The sequence below is a fragment of the Synechocystis sp. PCC 7509 genome, from assembly GCF_000332075.2.
In the GTDB taxonomy this organism is placed as follows: Bacteria; Cyanobacteriota; Cyanobacteriia; order Cyanobacteriales; family Chroococcidiopsidaceae; genus Aliterella.
This window is the reverse complement of sequence record NZ_ALVU02000001.1, coordinates 3,294,021-3,310,137: the sequence shown is the minus strand read 5'-3', so window position 1 is coordinate 3,310,137 and position 16,117 is coordinate 3,294,021. Positions and strand designations below refer to the sequence as shown.

Below are 16,117 nucleotides of genomic sequence, written 5' to 3'. Positions count from 1 at the left end.
CTAAGTTACCAATTTTTGAAAGCGCGGAGAATTGGCAATTTCTGCAAAGTCTGGTTCGGTTTTTGCGTCTTCTTTATAGCGAGGATTTATGTCAATTGCCTTTTGCAAGTTCTCAATAGCTAACTTCGGTTGTCCCTGGAGAGCGTAAGAGAGCGCCTTGTTGTAGTAAGGAGGCGCATAGGTGGGTTCAATGGTCAAAGCTTGGTCAAAGCTGGCTAGGGCTTCTTCATCGCGCTCTAATTGCACGAGTAAATAACCTTTAGAATTCCAAGCTTTATAGGAATTGGGGTTAAGTTCGATAGTTTTGTCAAAAGATGCGATCGCATCTTCATATCTTTCGATTACTTCTAAAGCCATTCCTCGATTTAACCAAGCTACCGCATCTTCGCTCTGAATTTGGACGGCGCGATCGAAGGCTTCAAAGGCTTCTTGGTGTCTTTGGAGTTTCCCTAAAGCTACCCCTTTATCTACCCAAGCTTGATGATAATTAGGCGAGAATTTAATCGCGTTGTCGTAAGATGCGATCGCTTCCTCGTACTTTTTCATTCTCCCTAACACAATCCCGCGATGAAACCAAGCTTGGTAGTTGTCTGTTTGAGTTTCTACTACTTTATCGAAGGAAAAAATCGCATTTTCGTACCTTTTCAACTCTTTGCAACTTAGCCCTCGATAGTACCAGCTATCGGGATTAATCGGGTTAAGTTCTAATTCATTGTCGAAGGAGGCGATCGCATTTTCATACTGTTTTAAGTGCCAAAATGCCATACTGCGATCGTGCCATACTTCCGGGCGATCGCGTTTGATTGCTAAAGCTAAGTCGAATAAAGCGATCGCGTCAGGGTAATTTTCCGTCGCTAGTTGTACTTTTCCCTCATTTATATAGTCTTCTGGATTGACAAATAATTGAGGATGATTAGATTTAAGCTTTTCTATTTCTGCTGATAGCGGTTGAATTGTTTGGGTTATTTCTGTAAAAGCTACTTCTACTAACGATTGGGGAATATTACTAGCTAATTGTTGTAAGATTTGCTCTTTTTGGGTTTTAGCATCTATTTGTACTTGTTCTAATTCTGCGGCTAGTTTATCTTCTAAGATATTTAACTTATCTAAAGCTACATTTTTGCGAGTTTGAATTTCTGTCTGCAACTCTGTAAGTTGCGCTGCAAAATTTGTTTCTAATTTCTTGACACTTTCTGCTGCTTTGTTTTCTTGTAAGTTAATTGTTTCTTGAGTTTTTTCTATTTGGCTGGCAAAATTTGTTTCTAAAGCTTTAAGGTTTTGCAATTCTGCTTCTATTTGACTTTGCATTTTTATTTGATATTGAGCCACTTGAGCAATAACATCAAAATGCAATTGTTCTAACTGTTTTAAACTTGAGTCTTGTTGTTTTTGAACTTGCTGTTTTGCTTGAGCTTGAATTTCTGCCAATTGTGGCGCTAATTCTGCATCTAACTGACTTAAGTTTTGCTTAATTACATCCTGCTGTTTTTGTGCTTCTAATTTTAGTTGCGTTATTTCTTGAGCTACTTCATTTTCTACCTTTTTTAGGTTGGCTAAAGCTACATTTTTTCGCTCTTGAGTTTCCGATTGAATATTAGCTAACTGTTTAGTTAAATCTGCTTGAGTTTGTTGAAAGCTTTGCAAGATTTTTGTCTTTTCTTGTTGCAACTCGGCTTTAAATTGGGGAGCAAGTTCGCGCCCTAAATTCTCTATATTTTCTACTAAAGAGCGTTGACTGTTTGCTGTTGCTATTTTTAATTGACTTAAACCTTCGCTAAACTCCGATTCTGCTCGTTGAAAGTTTTGCAATACAATATCTTTTTGCTTCTGTAATTCGCTTTGCAACTGGGGAGCAAGCTTTACCCTTGACTGTTCTAAGTTTTGAATCAACAGTTTTTGTCTAGTCTCAACTTCGATTTGTGCGGTACTTAATTTCTCAATAAAGTCTGCTTCCGATTGCTCTATATTATGCAAAGCTATATCTTTTTGCTCTTGCAAAGCCGTCCTAATTTGAGGGGCAAACTCTGTATTTAATTGTCTAAGGTTTTGCGTCAACAAATTATGTCTAGTATCTATTTCTATTTGCAACTTTTTTATCTTTTCTGCAAACTCTGCTTCTAATTGTTGAATATTTTTGATAATCTCATTTTTTTGACCTTGCAAATCTGCTTCCAGTCGATTAGGAAAATCTGCACTTAGTTGTTCTAAATTTTGAACTATTGATTGCTGTCTTTCTTCCGTTTTAACTTGCAGTTGATTCAATGCTTTAATAAACTTTGATTCTGATTGTTTAAGGCTGGCTACTACCTCATCTTTTTGTTGCTGAAGAACTGTTAATTCTTGAGGAAGTTCTGATTTTAATTGAGTTAAATCTTTAAGAATTAAAAAATGTTGTTTTTGCGCGTCATTTTGTAATTCTTGCAAACGTTCTGTAAAGTTTGTCTCCGATTCTTCTAAAGTATGCTTTGCTCTATTTATTTGCGTTTCTAAATTAGTTAATAGCTGTTGTTTCGCTTTTGTAATTTCTGCTTGATGTTTAGATAACTGTTCTTTTTGAGCAGTAATTTCTTGATGTAAATCTTCCGCATCAATATTTAGCTCGTCGGCGGTATCTTGAGCAGAAATTATTGTACTTTCGACTAACTTATTTGCTTCAGCAAGTTTTATTTCTAATGCTTCTAAATCGTGGAGATTAGTTTTAATTACTTCAGTTAATTGTTTAACAATTTTGCGCCGGGTTGCGAATAAAGTTGCGATCGCAATTACCAGCAGCAACACCAAAACACCCAGTAATATATTAAAGAGCGTGACAGTGCGATTAAACTCCCGATTTGCTTCTGTTTGCGTTATCGAACTTTGAGGCGAGGTTTGTTGTGCTAAAACAGGTGACAATGACGATAATACGCTCAAAGACAACAGGAAAGTAATTAAGTATGTAGGTTTGCGCTTCATTGAAATGTCTCCCATGCCTATGAGCCAGATTGAGAAATCGCTTATCTTATTTAAGATAAACTTTCTTACTCTAGTTGAAAGATAACAGAAAGGTTGTTTGCAGGCATAGCAACGGTTTTAACTAAATTAAGCTGTTGAGATTTAGCAACGGCGACTACTTCATCTAAATCTCTGACACCCCAATTAGGATTTTGCTCCCGCAAACTTTCGTCAAAGGCTGCATTACTCGGTGAAGTATGCTTTCCGCCGAGAGTAAAAGGGCCATAAAGATACAAAATGCCACCAGAAGGTAAAATCTGCCCTGCACCAGTCATCAAGCCTAGACAAGCTTCCCAAGGGGCAATGTGAATCATGTTAATGTTAGCGATCGCCACAATTGGTTTAATACTACCTAATTCCCAGTTTGGCTGACAAACATCGATAACAATTGGCGGATACAAGTTTTCAAAGTTAGTATAACTTCTCCAAGCATTAATACTAGCGATCGCCAAAGGATTAAGATCCGTTGGTAGCCAATAGCGAGGAGTTAGGCGAGGGGCAAAAAATACCGCGTGTTCTCCCGTACCGCTAGAAACTTCTAAAACTGTACCTGTGGGGGGTAAAATTTCTAGCAATACCTCTAAAATTGCCTCGCGGTTGCGTTCAGTTGCTGGGGCGTATTGTCTAGCATCGGGATGGTTATTCAACTTTTTTACAGCGCCCTTCTAAGTTACAAAGCCTTTGAGTGCGATCGCGTTCAATTGTAGCTAAATCTGGTCTTCCCGTAAGTTTAAGCCGTAAATCCGCCCAAATACCATATAACTTATCGGCTACAAACCCAATTATCGGTAGCTTGGTAATCGCGTAAATCCACCCCATCCCCAAAACTTCGTAAACGCGGCGAAAAACCTCAACATCTTTAACTATCGTACCGTCCGGTAACACGGCGTGGATTCTTCCCATAGCTGTTTTAAAATCAATATTGCCGTTATCTTCAGGGCTATAAAAATCATCGGCTATATCGACAAAAGCTACCAATCCTCGCCCAGCATCCCGTTTCTGCAAAAAGTTGACTTCCCGCAGGCACAAAGGGCATTTACCATCGTATAAGAGCTTAATTTGCCAAGGCTGTGTAGTTACTCTAGGTTCTTGTGTCGCTGATAAGGACATAAATATAAATAGACATTACTTAACTATCTTAATAAAAATTAATCAACAACCAATAGGGTTGATATTTATTGCCATCCCACAACTACGTCCTTGGGTAGAATGTTTTTGAGCAGAGGCGCGATGTATTGAAGTAAGACAATATAAGAATTAACCCCATGATCGACCTTTACTATTGGACAACTCCCAACGGTCACAAAATCACGATGTTTCTAGAAGAAACTGGCTTACCTTACAACATTATTCCGATTAATATCGGCATGGGCGACCAATTTAAGCCAGAATTTCTGAAAATCTCTCCTAATAACCGGATTCCGGCGATTATTGATAGAGAACCTACGGGCGGCGGCGAACCTATATCTGTATTTGAGTCTGGGGCGATTTTGCTGTATTTAGCTGAGAAAACTAATAAATTAATTCCTACTGATATACGCGATCGCGTGTCAGTTTTAGAATGGTTATTCTGGCAAATGGGCGGATTAGGCCCAATGGCGGGACAAAACAACCATTTTAACCGTTACGCACCCGAAAAAATTCCCTATGCTATAGACCGTTATGTTAATGAAACTGGACGCTTGTATGGCGTATTAAATAAGCGCTTAGAAGACAGAGAGTTTGTTGCTGGTACTTATTCAATTGCCGATATTGTCTCTTATCCTTGGATTGCAGGCTACGAGATGCAGAGTCAAAATTTAGATAATTTTCCCCATCTCAAGCGCTGGTTTGAAGCAATTAAAACACGGAGCGCGACTATTCGCGCTTACGCAAAAGCCGAAGCGTTTAAAAATCAACCCCTTGATATTGAAAAGTCGAGACAATTATTATTTAATCAGTCTGCAAAGACAATTAGTGATGGAGCTTCTTAACAACTTTAAAAACTCACTCAATAATTAAGTTTTGCTCGCTACGAAGGGGCAACATACCCTAGTTTAACTGTTACCAATTTAAAAAATGTTGGGCAAACAATTACCGTAATTATACAGTGGCTTACTAGCAAGATATAATTCAAAATTAGATTGCTCAACTACTAATTTTTAGCTATGTCTAACAGCGCAGAAAAAATTTGCAAAGAAGTATTAGACTTAGAAAAGAATTCTAGAAATGTAAAAACTGCTCACTTCAAAGCGGCGCAAACAAAACAAAGCTATTACAGAAACCTAAGCTGTTGTATTATCCTAGCTAATATTGTAATTTTTTCTCCACTACTTGATTTAATAATACCTAATTATTTAGCTATCGGGGTAAAGTTTTTAGCCATTCTTAGCGCATCTTTGGCTGGAGTTCAAACAATTTTTAATTTTCAAAAAGATGTAGAGTTACATTTAAGTGCTGGAGATAAATATGCAAGCATTTATCACAAAGCGGGAACACTTTTGGCTGAATATGAAGATAGCATGATAGAGCAAGACTCTTTACTCAGAGAGTTTAAAGTGTTACAAAAAGATTATCTTGAGGCAAATAATAGCTACAACTTATGTATTCCATCTAATGAAGATTATGAATCGGCAACAGAATCAATAAAAAAACGCACTATTGAAAAATAAAGTAAAAATAATGACTGCACAAATGATGATACAGCCTTCATCCCTACTTCCTAATGGTATTGAAATTAGACAAGTAAATAATTTCAATTTATTTAAGTTTACTGACGAGCTACAGTCTCGTTCTGATGAACTATTAGAACGCAACAAAAATGGATTGCTTACATTAGACGAAGCAACAGAACTAGCCGGAATATCAGAGTTATCTAGAATTTTTACTTTGATTAACGCTATGGTTATGGCTCAATAATGACAATTAACAAGCTTACTCGTCAGTTAGTGCGAGAAAGAGCTAAATTTTTATGTGAGTATTGCCACTCCCCAGAATGGAGTAGCGCCGATTTGTTTACATTAGAGCATTTGCTTCCGCAATCGTTAGGTGGTTCTAACGAATTAGATAATTTAGCCCTAGCTTGTCGTCGTTGCAATGAACGTCGCTATAATTTCACAACTGGAATTGACTTAGAAAGTGGGTTAGAAAGTCCTTTATTTCAGCCACGTCAGCAACTATGGGCAGAACATTTTACTTGGACGGCTGATGGAGTGAAAATTATTAGTTTAACTTCTGTTGGTAGAGCAACTAATAATCGCCTCGATCTAAATGATGAATTGCACAATGATAAATTTATTCAAAGAGCGCGTACTTTTTGGATACAAGGTGGTTGGCATCCGCCCCAAGACGATAGTTGTGAGATAAGTATTTAAATAAGTATTCCCGCATTAAAAACTTGCTCGGCGGTTAGATTCAAGTCTTTTAAAGTTGGGGATTGTAGAACTTCGCTACCCCGAAATTGACTAACTTGATACTCGTCTTCAACCAAACTATAAACAGAAATTGTCGGCTGTTTGGGGTCGCCTATGTATCGCTTGCCACCCAAACCTAAATAGTCTACAATCCAGTATTCAGGAATGCCCAAAGTTTCGTAATCAGTAAGCTTATATCCGTAATCCGTGCGCCAATTAGTGCTAACAACTTCGATAATTAATTTAACAGAATTACCAGATGTGATAATTGATTCTCTTTCCCATCTAGGATCGCTTGTAATAGCTTGTCTATCTAAAACTATTAAATCGGGTTCGTAGCCCGATTTGTCGTTATCAGACTTGATTACGCACTCTTTGGGGATAAAGTAAGAGAGATTCTGCTGTCTGATTATAAAATTAAGTTCTGCTGCCAGAAAGCCTGCTATTTCTGAGTGTTTTCCTGTCGGTTTAGGCATTTCTACAATAGTGCGATCGTGCAATTCGTAACGAGATTCTGATTTTTCTGGATACCAAGCAATAAACTCGTCAAAGGTCACTTGTTTAGATATGGTCTGAATCATAACTGATACTAGAGGTAATTTTAAAGTTGCCTTGGTTGCTCGTTGTGACTTCTACTATTATTTAAAGTTATCCCCAAAACTATCAAGCTCAACGTCAATAGTAAGAGCATTAACCAATCTCCAGCGCGCACGTACAAGGTTTTGGTTTCTCGGCGATAAATAGTTGCAGCGTGTAATTGATAAGTGTTGAGCTTAGATATCCACTCTGTTTTGCCGTGCGGATCGATAATGCCAGAGTAACCCGTATTTGTGGCTCGTACTGCCCAGCGATCGCTCTCAATTGCCCTCATTACATCTTGCGCGTGGTGTTGAGCGGGCATAGCGGGGCTATAGTGGGCGTTATTGGCAGCGCTGAGGATAAATTGACCTCCCAAAGCTGTTTGGCGGCGTAAATGCTCAGAAAAGGCGGATTCATAACAAATACTTGCGATCGCACGTCCAAAGGGTGTATCAAATATTTGGTTGTCTGCACCAGCAACTTGTTGGGCTTCTAAGGGGGAAAGTCTATTAATTAATCCCCCTAAAACTTCTGCAAAAGGGATATATTCGCCTAAAGGTACTAATTTTACTTTGTCATAACGGCTGTAAATTTGTCCCGTACCTGTGAGTGTAAATAAACTATTTGTATAACTGCTTCCTTGTTCTCCAAAAGCTCCCAACCAAGCAACAACACCTTTTTCAAGCACCGCCTTGTAAAAAGAACTATTGGGGATATCTCGCCAAAATAAAGGCAAAGCTCCTTCCGGGGTTAAAACTGCCTCAACTCCTTGCTCTGCTAGGGTTTGGTAGCCTGTAGTATAACCTTCAATTGCCCGACGTAAACCGCCGGGATAAAGCTTGATTTCGTTAGGAATATTACCTTGAATGATGCCTACTTTTAAGGCGGTTTCGGGAGGTTGAATTAATGGCTGGCTGGCTAATCCCCAACCAAGTAAATGCAATCCGATTAGTAGAGCGATCGCATTTAAGTAACCTTTAGGACGGTTACATAAATAATATTTTGCCCCCCTAACCCCCCAATTCTGGGGGGGACTGGATCTTAAGTCCCCCAAAGTTGGGGGATTTAGGGGGCGTTCCTGGATTCGTGCAACAGGTGTATTCAGCCAAGCTTCAGCAACTAACAAGTTAACGGTAACTAGAGCGGCAGTTACTGCGGTAGTTCCCGATATTTGACCTAAATGTAAAATAGCTGTGTTGTGGGGGCTTTGAGTGTACGCCAGTGTAGTCCACCACAACGCGCCCCTACTCCAAAGACTTTCTAAACCGCACCATAAGGTTGTACCAACTAAAACGCGCAGGGGAAAAGCTAAATTTTTCCCTAAAAAACTTATGCAAGTTGCCCAAGTTGCAACTAAAGCTGCTCCCCACAGGGTAAGGAATATCCAACAAAAAGTAGCGATCGCTAAACTAGCAAGAATTGGTACTCCCATCCATGTCATCGGGTGAATCCCTGTAATCCACCAAATCGCTACCCCGTGATAGCCAATTCCCCACAGCAAGGCGCAAAGGAAAGTATTAGTTTTCCCTTCAATAATAAGAATCCATAGCGGCGCTAAAGCAATCCAGGCTAAAAACCATGCGCCAAAGGGTGCGACGGTTAAACCCATCAGCACCCCAGCAATTAGAGCAATAAATAGCGGGAGCAAACCCCCCGCTTTTAGTTGTTTACTCTTCCTCAACATCATCATCAATGACATTAGGCGGTACTAAAGCAACATCGGCGATCGCATCGTCTTCATCCAATCGTTGCACTCTAACCCCGGTAGCAGTTCTAGACTGCGTAGGAATGGCATTAACGGTTTGACGAATAATAATCCCGCGACTTGTTACCATCATCAACTCATCATCAGTATTGACAACGCAGAGAGCGGCAAGTTTGTCTTGCATTTTACGGGGTTTAAATTTGGTGGCAATTTTACCCTTAGTTGCTCGGTTATACAATTTAAACTGAGCTACTGGAACTCGCTTACCATAGCCGCCCATAGTAATGATCAACACCCAAGGGCCTGTTCCTTCTGTAACCGTTACTTCTTCACCTTCAGTAATTTCTACTTCAGTCTCTATAACTTCTACTTCAGCAATTTCTACTTCAGTGTCCGTAACTTCTACTTCTTCGATTTCGACTTCTTCCGTGTCATTATCTAAAACGGGTAAAGTAGCAAGAACTGCACTAGGCAATATATCCATCCCAATTAGTTCGTCGCCAGCTTTCAGCTTCATTGCTCTTACGCCGCGAGTTGCTCTCCCTAGAGGGCGCAATTGTTCTTTATTGGTTCTAAAGTGAATCGCCATCCCGGAACGCGAACCGATAATAATACTGTCTTCATTTCTGGCGCGTCGTACCCACCGTAATTGATCGCCATCTTCTAGAGAAATTGCAATTAAACCGTTTGCCCGAATGTTGCTAAAAGCTGTTAGTTCAGTTTTTTTGATGTAGCCGTTGCGAGTCAACATTACTAGGTATTCCTCGCTAGTAAATTCGCTTACGGGAACGATAGAGGTAATTTTTTCATTTCTGGGGATGGGCAACATCTGCACAATCGGCGCACCTCGGCTAGTGCGGGAGGCGGCGGGGATTTGGTAAGCCTTGAGGGAATAAACTACACCGCGATCGCTAAAAAATAGTACGCTGTCGTGATCGCAGCAAGTTAGAAAATGCTCAATCCCATCATCTTCTTTAATTTTTGCTCCCGCTTTACCTCGCGTTGCTCTACTTTGCGCCTCAAAGGTGCTTACAGGCATCCGTTTAATGTAACCTTGCTCTGTTAGCAAAATTAAAGCTTTTTCATTGGCGATTAAGTCAATATCTCCAAGTTCCCCCAAGTCTCGCTCAATTACTGTGCGTCTGGGAGTGGAGTGGGCGGCTTTGATTTGTCCTACTTCAGTTTCAACAATTTCTAAAATTCGTTCGCGTCTTGCCAATATATCTTGCAAGTCGTTAATTTGCACTTGCAAATCATCGTGTTCGTGGCGAATTTTATCGGCTTCTAATGCTGTCAATCGGCGCAACTGCATCTGCAAAATTGCATCGGCTTGTTGTTCGCTAAGAGAGTAGGACTCAATTAATTCTACTTTGGCAGTGGGTGAATCGGCGGCTTGACGAATTGTAATGATAATCGCGTCTAAATTTGCTAGAGCAATTAACAAGCCTTGCAACAGATGATCTCTTTCCTCAGCTTTCCGCAATTCGTACTGGGTGCGGCGGGTAATCGAAACGATGCGAAAGTCTAAAAATACCTGTAAAAACTGCCGCAGCGTTAGCAACTGCGGATCATTATTTACCAGCGCCAGCATATTTGCGCCAAAGTTTGCCTGTACAGGTGTTTGTTTGTACAGGTTGTTTAGCACTACGCGGGGATAGGCATCGCGCTTTAGTTCTATAACTACTCGCATCCCATCGCGATCGCTTTCGTCTCTAATATCCGAAATCCCTTCTAGGCGCTTTTCATTCACCATTTCGGCGATTTTCTCAATTAGTGCTGCCTTATTTGTCTGGTAAGGCAACTCTGTAATAATAATCGCTTCTCGATCGGGACGACCTCTTTGTTCAATAGTTTCAATTGTTGCCACCCCGCGCATACAAATTGAGCCGCGCCCGGTAGTATAAGCTTCTTTAATTGCCGCAGTTCCGAGGATCTGTCCCCCGGTGGGGAAGTCTGGGCCAGGAATGTATTGCATTAATTCCAGATCGGTAATTTCTGGATTATGAATTAGGGCGACTAAGCCATCAATTACTTCACCCAAGTTGTGGGGGGGAATATTTGTCGCCATCCCGACTGCAATTCCCGAAGAACCATTAAGCAATAACTGGGGAATGCGGGCGGGTAGTACGGTAGGTTCTTGCTGTGAACCGTCGAAGTTGTCGCTAAAATCTACCGTTTCTGCTTCTATATCCCGTAATAACGAGTCCCCTGTTAATGACTGCAAGCGACATTCGGTGTATCGCATCGCGGCGGGTGGATCGTTGTCTATCGAGCCAAAATTACCATGTCCGTTGATGAGGGGCGATCGCATGGAGAAATCCTGCGCCATCCGCACCAAAGCATCATAAACCGCCGTATCTCCGTGCGGGTGATACTTACCCAATACTTCCCCGACTACACGGGCGCATTTACGAAAAGGACGATCGGCTGTTAGTCCGAGTTCGTGCATGGCGTAAAGAATGCGGCGATGCACAGGTTTTAGACCATCCCTGGCATCTGGAAGCGCCCGACCTACAATTACGCTCATGGCGTATTCTAGGTAAGACCGGGACATTTCATTACGCAAATCGGTGGGGATAATCCTCTCCTGAGAGATCGTCATAGCTCAAAAAGCTCCAAAAACCTGAGATTTTAATAGACAAACTCAATAAAGCGCCAAATCATTCCAAATAGCTGCTATATTTATGTCATTTTCTGCTACAATTCTAGCACGTTTTGGGGGTCAGCAGGGCTTTAAAATAGACTGTTTTTCTGTCTTTTGATAGTGGGTTAGTAATGGAAGAAAACCTAAGCTAAAGAGTCCTTTTAAAAAATACTCATGAATAGCGAAACAACTCCAAGCCAAGCTGAGAAAAGTACAGAAAACGAAGAAGTCGAACTAACAGCAGAAATGCGCGATCGCATTAAGCATCCACCAGCTATTGAAGATGCGATGATGGAGTTAAGCCCCGAAGAACGTGTTAGTAACCCAGCAGTAGCACCGCAAATGTACGAAGAATCAGGCAATGAAAGAGACGACTTAAAACGCGATGAATAAGTAAATTATTTTGCAATTAGTTCGAGACATTGGCGAAAAAGGTCTTTTAGCAAAGTTGCAGCGTTTTTGTCCCGCCGAAATTATTGGCGACGATGGGGCGGTGATTCCCACGTTACCGGGACAGGATTTAGTTATAACTACCGATGTATTGGTCGATAAAGTCCATTTTAGCGATCGCACTACTTCCCCGGAAGATGCTGGATGGCGTGCTGTAGCTGCTAATTTGTCAGATTTAGCAGCGATGGGGGCGACTCCGTTGGGTGTTACTGTAGGGTTAGCACTTCCCCCAGATGTGGCGGTTAGTTGGGTAGAACGTTTATATCAGGGAATGAGTCAATGTCTGCAAACTTACAATACGGCAATTCTCGGCGGTGATGTTTGCAAGTCGTCGGTGATTACTGTTGCAATTACAGCTTTTGGACAAGTTGAACCCTGTAATGTTATTCGCCGAAATGTTGCTAAAGTTGGAGATGCGATCGTTGTCACGGGCGTACACGGTGCTTCTCGCGCGGGATTAGAATTATTACTACATCCAGAATTAGGAGAAAATTTGCGGGAGTGCGATCGCATTTCTTTAATTACCGCCCACCAACGCCCCAATCCTAGACTAGATGTATTACCTTTACTTAAACAAATTGCTTTACCAATTACCGGAATGGATAGTAGCGACGGGTTAGCCGATGCGGTATTGCAGCTATGTAAAGCTAGTGGTGTAGGTGCAAAAATTGAACATCAAAATATTCCTATACCTAGCGCCTTTACTAACTGGTTGCCTCAAAATCAAGCCTTAGATTACGCTTTATACGGCGGTGAAGACTTTGAGTTAGTGTTGTGTATGCCATTAATTCAAGCTCAACAAATAGTCCAAAAACTCCCAAATTCAGCGATTATTGGCACAATTACAGCTAATCAAGAAGTAGTATTATGCGACGGATCTAACCAAAACTCTGATCAATTACTTACTTTTGACCGTAGCTTTCAACATTTCTAATTTGTGAGTCCGAAAATTTTAGCAAAACCGCCCAAAACAGCCAAGATTAAGCCAATAATCACCCCGCGATTAATAAACTCTTGAGTATCTAATCGTTTAGTTATACCATCAACTTTTTCTGCGAGTACCTCAACTTTCACCTTTAAATCTGAAACATCTTCCCCAATTTTGTCAATTTTGTTTTCTAGCCTAATCAGGATCTCTTTCAAGTCATATTCAATGATCGTCATTTTTTTTACCAACAAATACGGCATTGATTTAGTGTAGAGACGTTGCAATGCAACGTCTCTACAAGGATTTTGATTGATTCCAAAATGGGCAACCTATCAAAATTTTACCTAAACGAAAACCCCGACGAAGTTATTTACCTCAACCGGGGCTTTCAATACTTTTAGTTGTGTGTATTATCCACCAAGGGCAGAAATTTGACCTTTAGGGATTGCTTAAACCCACTTTTGCGCCATTAATTCCGCTAAATCAACAACTCTTTGACTATAGCCCCACTCGTTGTCATACCAAGCCATAACTTTAACCATGTCATTACCCATAACCATCGTAAGACTAGCATCCACAATTGAAGATGCGTCATGACCTTTGTAATCTGACGAAACTAAGGGTAAATCGCTATAAGCCAAAATGCCTTTAAGATCGCCTTCTGCTGCTTCTTGCAAAACTTTGTTTACTTCTTCGGCGAAGGTGTGTTTCTCAACTTGAATTACCAAGTCCACCATCGAAACGTTAGGAGTAGGTACGCGCAAAGCTACACCATTTAGCTTACCTTTTAAGGCTGGCAATACTAACGCTACAGCTTGGGCTGCACCGGTGGAAGTTGGTACAATATTCATTGCTGCCGCTCTTGCCCGTCTGACATCGCGGTGACTAGCATCTAATAAACGCTGATCTCCGGTGTAGCTGTGGGTAGTAGTCATTGTACCTTTGATAATGCCGAATTTTTCGTGCAACACTTTGGCAATAGGTGCTAGGCAATTAGTTGTACAACTAGCATTACTAATAACAACGTGCTTTTCGTGGTTGTAATCGTGATCGTTGACACCCATTACAAACGTACCATCATCATTTTTACCGGGAGCGGTAATTAAAACTTTTTTAGCACCAGCTTTTATATGCTTAGATGCGCCTTCTTTGCTGACAAAAACGCCCGTTGATTCAATAATTAAGTCAATATCCCAATCTTTCCAAGGTAAGTTTTCGGGGTTGCGATCGCTTGTACATTTGATCGTCTTGCCATTAACTATTATGGAGTTGTCATCAGCACTAATATCTGCACTGTGCAACGTTCCTAGCATCGTGTCATACTTGAGCAGGTGAGCGTTGGTTTTTGGATCGGAAGTATCATTGATAGCGACAAGATCGATATTACTATTTTCTCGACCCAGCCAGCACCTTGTAAAGTTGCGCCCGATGCGTCCAAACCCGTTGATCGCGACTCTAATCACAGCGTCTTGCCCTCTGGTGTGTTGAATAAACTTTTGGTATTGAACCACATCATATCGCAAAGGGCGGTTCATTATAACTTGCTGTTAGGAAGCTTGCCGAAAATATCCAAGATTCCTTTATATCTAACTCCAACATGAGTTACAGCGCTGCGTATATTTTTGGACAACTGCGGATATTGGCGATCGCTTCTTCAAAGGATACCTATAAATATTCCTACGGAGAATTTACAAAAAAATTACAAAATATTTAAGTTGTTAATCCCAGGCAAAAGTTAAGAGAATCTAAATATTTTTTACTATTAAAAATGTCTGCCTATACTGCAATTACTCAGCTTACCTAAAAATATAGTAAAAAATCTCTCTAAATAAGCATAGAAAAATTTTGCTGATTGTACTATCTACAAAATCTAATTATTGATATGATAGCGCGTGACATTCATGCCCGATCCGGTAGTGTGTTGGGGTGTAAGGAGCAAAAATGCCAAATTCTGTTGATTTTAGCGGCAAACCATTTCATTTCATTGGCATTGGTGGAATTGGAATGTCTGCCTTAGCTTATATTTTAGCTAAACGCCAACTGCCTGTATCTGGCTCAGATACTCGCTCTAGCCATATTACTCAAAAACTACAGGCGATTGGAGCGCATATATTTGATCGCCAAGACGCAAACAATTTAGAATTTTTCTTAACAAAAAATACCCGTCAAGCTGCCGTTGAAACTGAGGTAACTACAGGAGCGATCGCCCAAACCATTAATAAGCCAGCAATTACTAACTCTAAAGCCTTACCACAAGTAATCTACTCTACCGCCATAAACACAGCAAATTTAGAGTACAAAGCAGCCTTAGAGTTGGGTTGTCCGGTGTTTCATCGCTCGGACTTGTTAGCGGCTTTAATTAAGGAATATTCTACTATTGCCGTTGCTGGAACTCACGGCAAAACAACGACAAGTAGCGCCATTGGTTATATGCTCATGCAAGCAGGAATCGATCCCACAATTGTTGTAGGTGGCGAAGTAGTGGCTTGGGAAGGTAACGCTAGAGTAGGGAAAAGTCAGTATTTAGTCGCTGAAGCTGATGAATCGGATGGTTCATTAGTTAAATTATCGGCGGCGATTGGGGTAGTGACAAATATTGAACTAGATCACCCCGATCATTACGCAGATTTGGAACAAGTAGTAACAACATTTCTCACCTTTGCTAATCGCTGTGAGATTTTGGTTGGCTGCATTGATTGCGAAACGGTTGCTAATCGCCTCAAACCCCAAATTAGCTACAGTTTGCAACCAACTGGCGCAGATTACACCGTCAGCGATATTGAGTACCGCGCCGATGGTACAAGCGCTACAGTGTGGGAAAGGGGAGAAGTTTTAGGACAGTTAAAATTACGCTTGTTAGGAAAGCATAATTTGAGTAATGCGATCGCATCGGTTGCTGTAGGTAGGTTATTAAACCTAAATTTTGCCACCATTGCCCAAAGTTTAGAAAATTTTGTTGGTGCAAGTCGTCGGTTTGAAATGCGCGGCGAAGCAGGGGGGATTAATTTTATTGACGATTACGCCCACCACCCCAGCGAAATCAGCGCCACGCTTGAATCTGCGCGTTTGCAAGTAAAGCCCAAAGCAAGAGTAATAGCAATTTTTCAACCCCATCGTTACAGCCGTACCCAAACTTTTTTAACAGAGTTTGCAGAATCTTTCCAAAATGCTGACTTGGTTGTAATTACAGATATTTATAGCGCAGGAGAGCAAGACTTGGGGTTAGTTAGTAGTCAAAAACTTGTAGAACTAATAGCTTTACAACAGCAAGTAACTTATCAACCTAGCTTAAATGATGTTTCTAAATTTCTGCTGAAGAACCTCCGCCCTGGCGATATTGCATTGTTTCTAGGCGCGGGAAACCTCAATCAAATTATCCCTAATGTGATTTCTGCCATCAATCAAATATCTGCTTAACTTATAACCCT

The 16,117-nt window shown here is 40.9% G+C and carries 15 protein-coding genes; 7 read left to right on the top strand and 8 right to left on the bottom strand.

Features of this window, described 5'->3' with window-relative positions:
- From SYN7509_RS0216580 to SYN7509_RS0216570, 3 genes are all read right to left on the bottom strand, one after another.
- Positions 1 to 2,952, bottom strand: a complete 2,952-nt coding sequence (locus SYN7509_RS0216580; RefSeq protein WP_009632270.1) for a tetratricopeptide repeat protein — start codon at positions 2,950 to 2,952, stop codon at positions 1 to 3.
- A 65-nt stretch (positions 2,953 to 3,017) separates the two neighbouring features.
- On the bottom strand, positions 3,018 to 3,638 hold the full coding sequence (locus SYN7509_RS0216575; RefSeq protein ID WP_009632271.1) for a DUF938 domain-containing protein: 621 nt from the start codon (positions 3,636 to 3,638) through the stop codon (positions 3,018 to 3,020).
- Positions 3,631 to 4,101, bottom strand: a complete 471-nt coding sequence (locus SYN7509_RS0216570; protein WP_009632272.1) for a thiol-disulfide oxidoreductase DCC family protein — start codon at positions 4,099 to 4,101, stop codon at positions 3,631 to 3,633. Before SYN7509_RS0216570 ends, SYN7509_RS0216575 begins: the two co-directional genes overlap by 8 nt.
- 155 nt (positions 4,102 to 4,256) lie before the next feature.
- Here SYN7509_RS0216570 and SYN7509_RS0216565 point away from each other — a divergent pair, with 155 nt between their 5' ends.
- From SYN7509_RS0216565 to SYN7509_RS0216550, 4 genes are all read left to right on the top strand, one after another.
- Complete coding sequence (locus SYN7509_RS0216565; protein ID WP_009632273.1) at positions 4,257 to 4,964, top strand: glutathione S-transferase N-terminal domain-containing protein; 708 nt, start codon at positions 4,257 to 4,259, stop codon at positions 4,962 to 4,964.
- A gap of 174 nt (positions 4,965 to 5,138) precedes the next feature.
- Entirely contained in the window at positions 5,139 to 5,642 is a 504-nt protein-coding gene (locus tag SYN7509_RS0216560; protein ID WP_009632274.1) for an SLATT domain-containing protein, read from the top strand.
- Positions 5,643 to 5,652: 10 nt separating this feature from the next.
- On the top strand, positions 5,653 to 5,889 hold the full coding sequence (locus SYN7509_RS0216555; protein WP_009632275.1) for a hypothetical protein: 237 nt from the start codon (positions 5,653 to 5,655) through the stop codon (positions 5,887 to 5,889).
- Complete coding sequence (locus SYN7509_RS0216550) at positions 5,889 to 6,344, top strand: HNH endonuclease (RefSeq protein ID WP_009632276.1); 456 nt, start codon at positions 5,889 to 5,891, stop codon at positions 6,342 to 6,344. Before SYN7509_RS0216555 ends, SYN7509_RS0216550 begins: the two co-directional genes overlap by 1 nt.
- Here SYN7509_RS0216550 and SYN7509_RS0216545 read toward each other — a convergent pair.
- Genes SYN7509_RS0216545 through gyrA form a run of 3 tightly spaced genes read right to left on the bottom strand, consistent with a single transcriptional unit; the run spans position 6,341 to position 11,269 of the window.
- On the bottom strand, positions 6,341 to 6,964 hold the full coding sequence (locus tag SYN7509_RS0216545) for a Uma2 family endonuclease (protein WP_009632277.1): 624 nt from the start codon (positions 6,962 to 6,964) through the stop codon (positions 6,341 to 6,343). The two genes, SYN7509_RS0216550 and SYN7509_RS0216545, sit on opposite strands and share 4 nt — an antisense overlap.
- Before the next feature lie 20 nt (positions 6,965 to 6,984).
- Positions 6,985 to 8,661, bottom strand: a complete 1,677-nt coding sequence (lnt, locus tag SYN7509_RS0216540; protein WP_009632278.1) for an apolipoprotein N-acyltransferase — start codon at positions 8,659 to 8,661, stop codon at positions 6,985 to 6,987.
- Entirely contained in the window at positions 8,630 to 11,269 is a 2,640-nt protein-coding gene (gene gyrA / locus SYN7509_RS0216535; RefSeq protein ID WP_009632279.1) for a DNA topoisomerase (ATP-hydrolyzing) subunit A, read from the bottom strand. The genes lnt and gyrA overlap by 32 nt, the downstream gene beginning before the upstream one ends.
- 216 nt (positions 11,270 to 11,485) lie before the next feature.
- Between gyrA and SYN7509_RS0216530 the strand changes: the two genes are divergently transcribed.
- Both SYN7509_RS0216530 and thiL read left to right on the top strand, forming a co-directional pair.
- Positions 11,486 to 11,704, top strand: a complete 219-nt coding sequence (locus SYN7509_RS0216530) for a hypothetical protein (protein ID WP_009632280.1) — start codon at positions 11,486 to 11,488, stop codon at positions 11,702 to 11,704.
- A 10-nt stretch (positions 11,705 to 11,714) separates the two neighbouring features.
- On the top strand, positions 11,715 to 12,695 hold the full coding sequence (thiL, locus tag SYN7509_RS0216525; protein ID WP_009632281.1) for a thiamine-phosphate kinase: 981 nt from the start codon (positions 11,715 to 11,717) through the stop codon (positions 12,693 to 12,695).
- Here thiL and SYN7509_RS0216520 read toward each other — a convergent pair.
- Together SYN7509_RS0216520 and SYN7509_RS0216515 are read right to left on the bottom strand one after the other, a co-directional pair.
- Entirely contained in the window at positions 12,692 to 12,925 is a 234-nt protein-coding gene (locus SYN7509_RS0216520; RefSeq protein WP_028954385.1) for a hypothetical protein, read from the bottom strand. The two genes, thiL and SYN7509_RS0216520, sit on opposite strands and share 4 nt — an antisense overlap.
- Before the next feature lie 213 nt (positions 12,926 to 13,138).
- Positions 13,139 to 14,152, bottom strand: a complete 1,014-nt coding sequence (locus tag SYN7509_RS0216515) for a type I glyceraldehyde-3-phosphate dehydrogenase (RefSeq protein WP_028954384.1) — start codon at positions 14,150 to 14,152, stop codon at positions 13,139 to 13,141.
- A gap of 478 nt (positions 14,153 to 14,630) precedes the next feature.
- Here SYN7509_RS0216515 and murC point away from each other — a divergent pair, with 478 nt between their 5' ends.
- A complete protein-coding gene (gene murC, locus SYN7509_RS0216510) occupies positions 14,631 to 16,106 on the top strand; it encodes a UDP-N-acetylmuramate--L-alanine ligase (protein WP_009632285.1) in 1,476 nt (491 codons plus the stop codon).
- Positions 16,107 to 16,117 lie beyond the last annotated feature (11 nt).

Coding starts and splice junctions, on each gene's coding strand:
- SYN7509_RS0216570 (WP_009632272.1), bottom strand. CDS start 4,101: ATGTCCTTATCAGCGACACAAGAACCTAGAGTAACTACACAGCCTTGG.
- SYN7509_RS0216530 (WP_009632280.1), top strand. CDS start 11,486: ATGAATAGCGAAACAACTCCAAGCCAAGCTGAGAAAAGTACAGAAAAC.
- lnt (WP_009632278.1), bottom strand. CDS start 8,661: ATGTCATTGATGATGATGTTGAGGAAGAGTAAACAACTAAAAGCGGGG.
- SYN7509_RS0216580 (WP_009632270.1), bottom strand. CDS start 2,952: ATGAAGCGCAAACCTACATACTTAATTACTTTCCTGTTGTCTTTGAGC.
- SYN7509_RS0216545 (WP_009632277.1), bottom strand. CDS start 6,964: ATGATTCAGACCATATCTAAACAAGTGACCTTTGACGAGTTTATTGCT.
- SYN7509_RS0216550 (WP_009632276.1), top strand. CDS start 5,889: ATGACAATTAACAAGCTTACTCGTCAGTTAGTGCGAGAAAGAGCTAAA.
- gyrA (WP_009632279.1), bottom strand. CDS start 11,269: ATGACGATCTCTCAGGAGAGGATTATCCCCACCGATTTGCGTAATGAA.
- SYN7509_RS0216520 (WP_028954385.1), bottom strand. CDS start 12,925: ATGACGATCATTGAATATGACTTGAAAGAGATCCTGATTAGGCTAGAA.
- SYN7509_RS0216565 (WP_009632273.1), top strand. CDS start 4,257: ATGATCGACCTTTACTATTGGACAACTCCCAACGGTCACAAAATCACG.
- murC (WP_009632285.1), top strand. CDS start 14,631: ATGCCAAATTCTGTTGATTTTAGCGGCAAACCATTTCATTTCATTGGC.
- SYN7509_RS0216560 (WP_009632274.1), top strand. CDS start 5,139: ATGTCTAACAGCGCAGAAAAAATTTGCAAAGAAGTATTAGACTTAGAA.
- SYN7509_RS0216555 (WP_009632275.1), top strand. CDS start 5,653: ATGACTGCACAAATGATGATACAGCCTTCATCCCTACTTCCTAATGGT.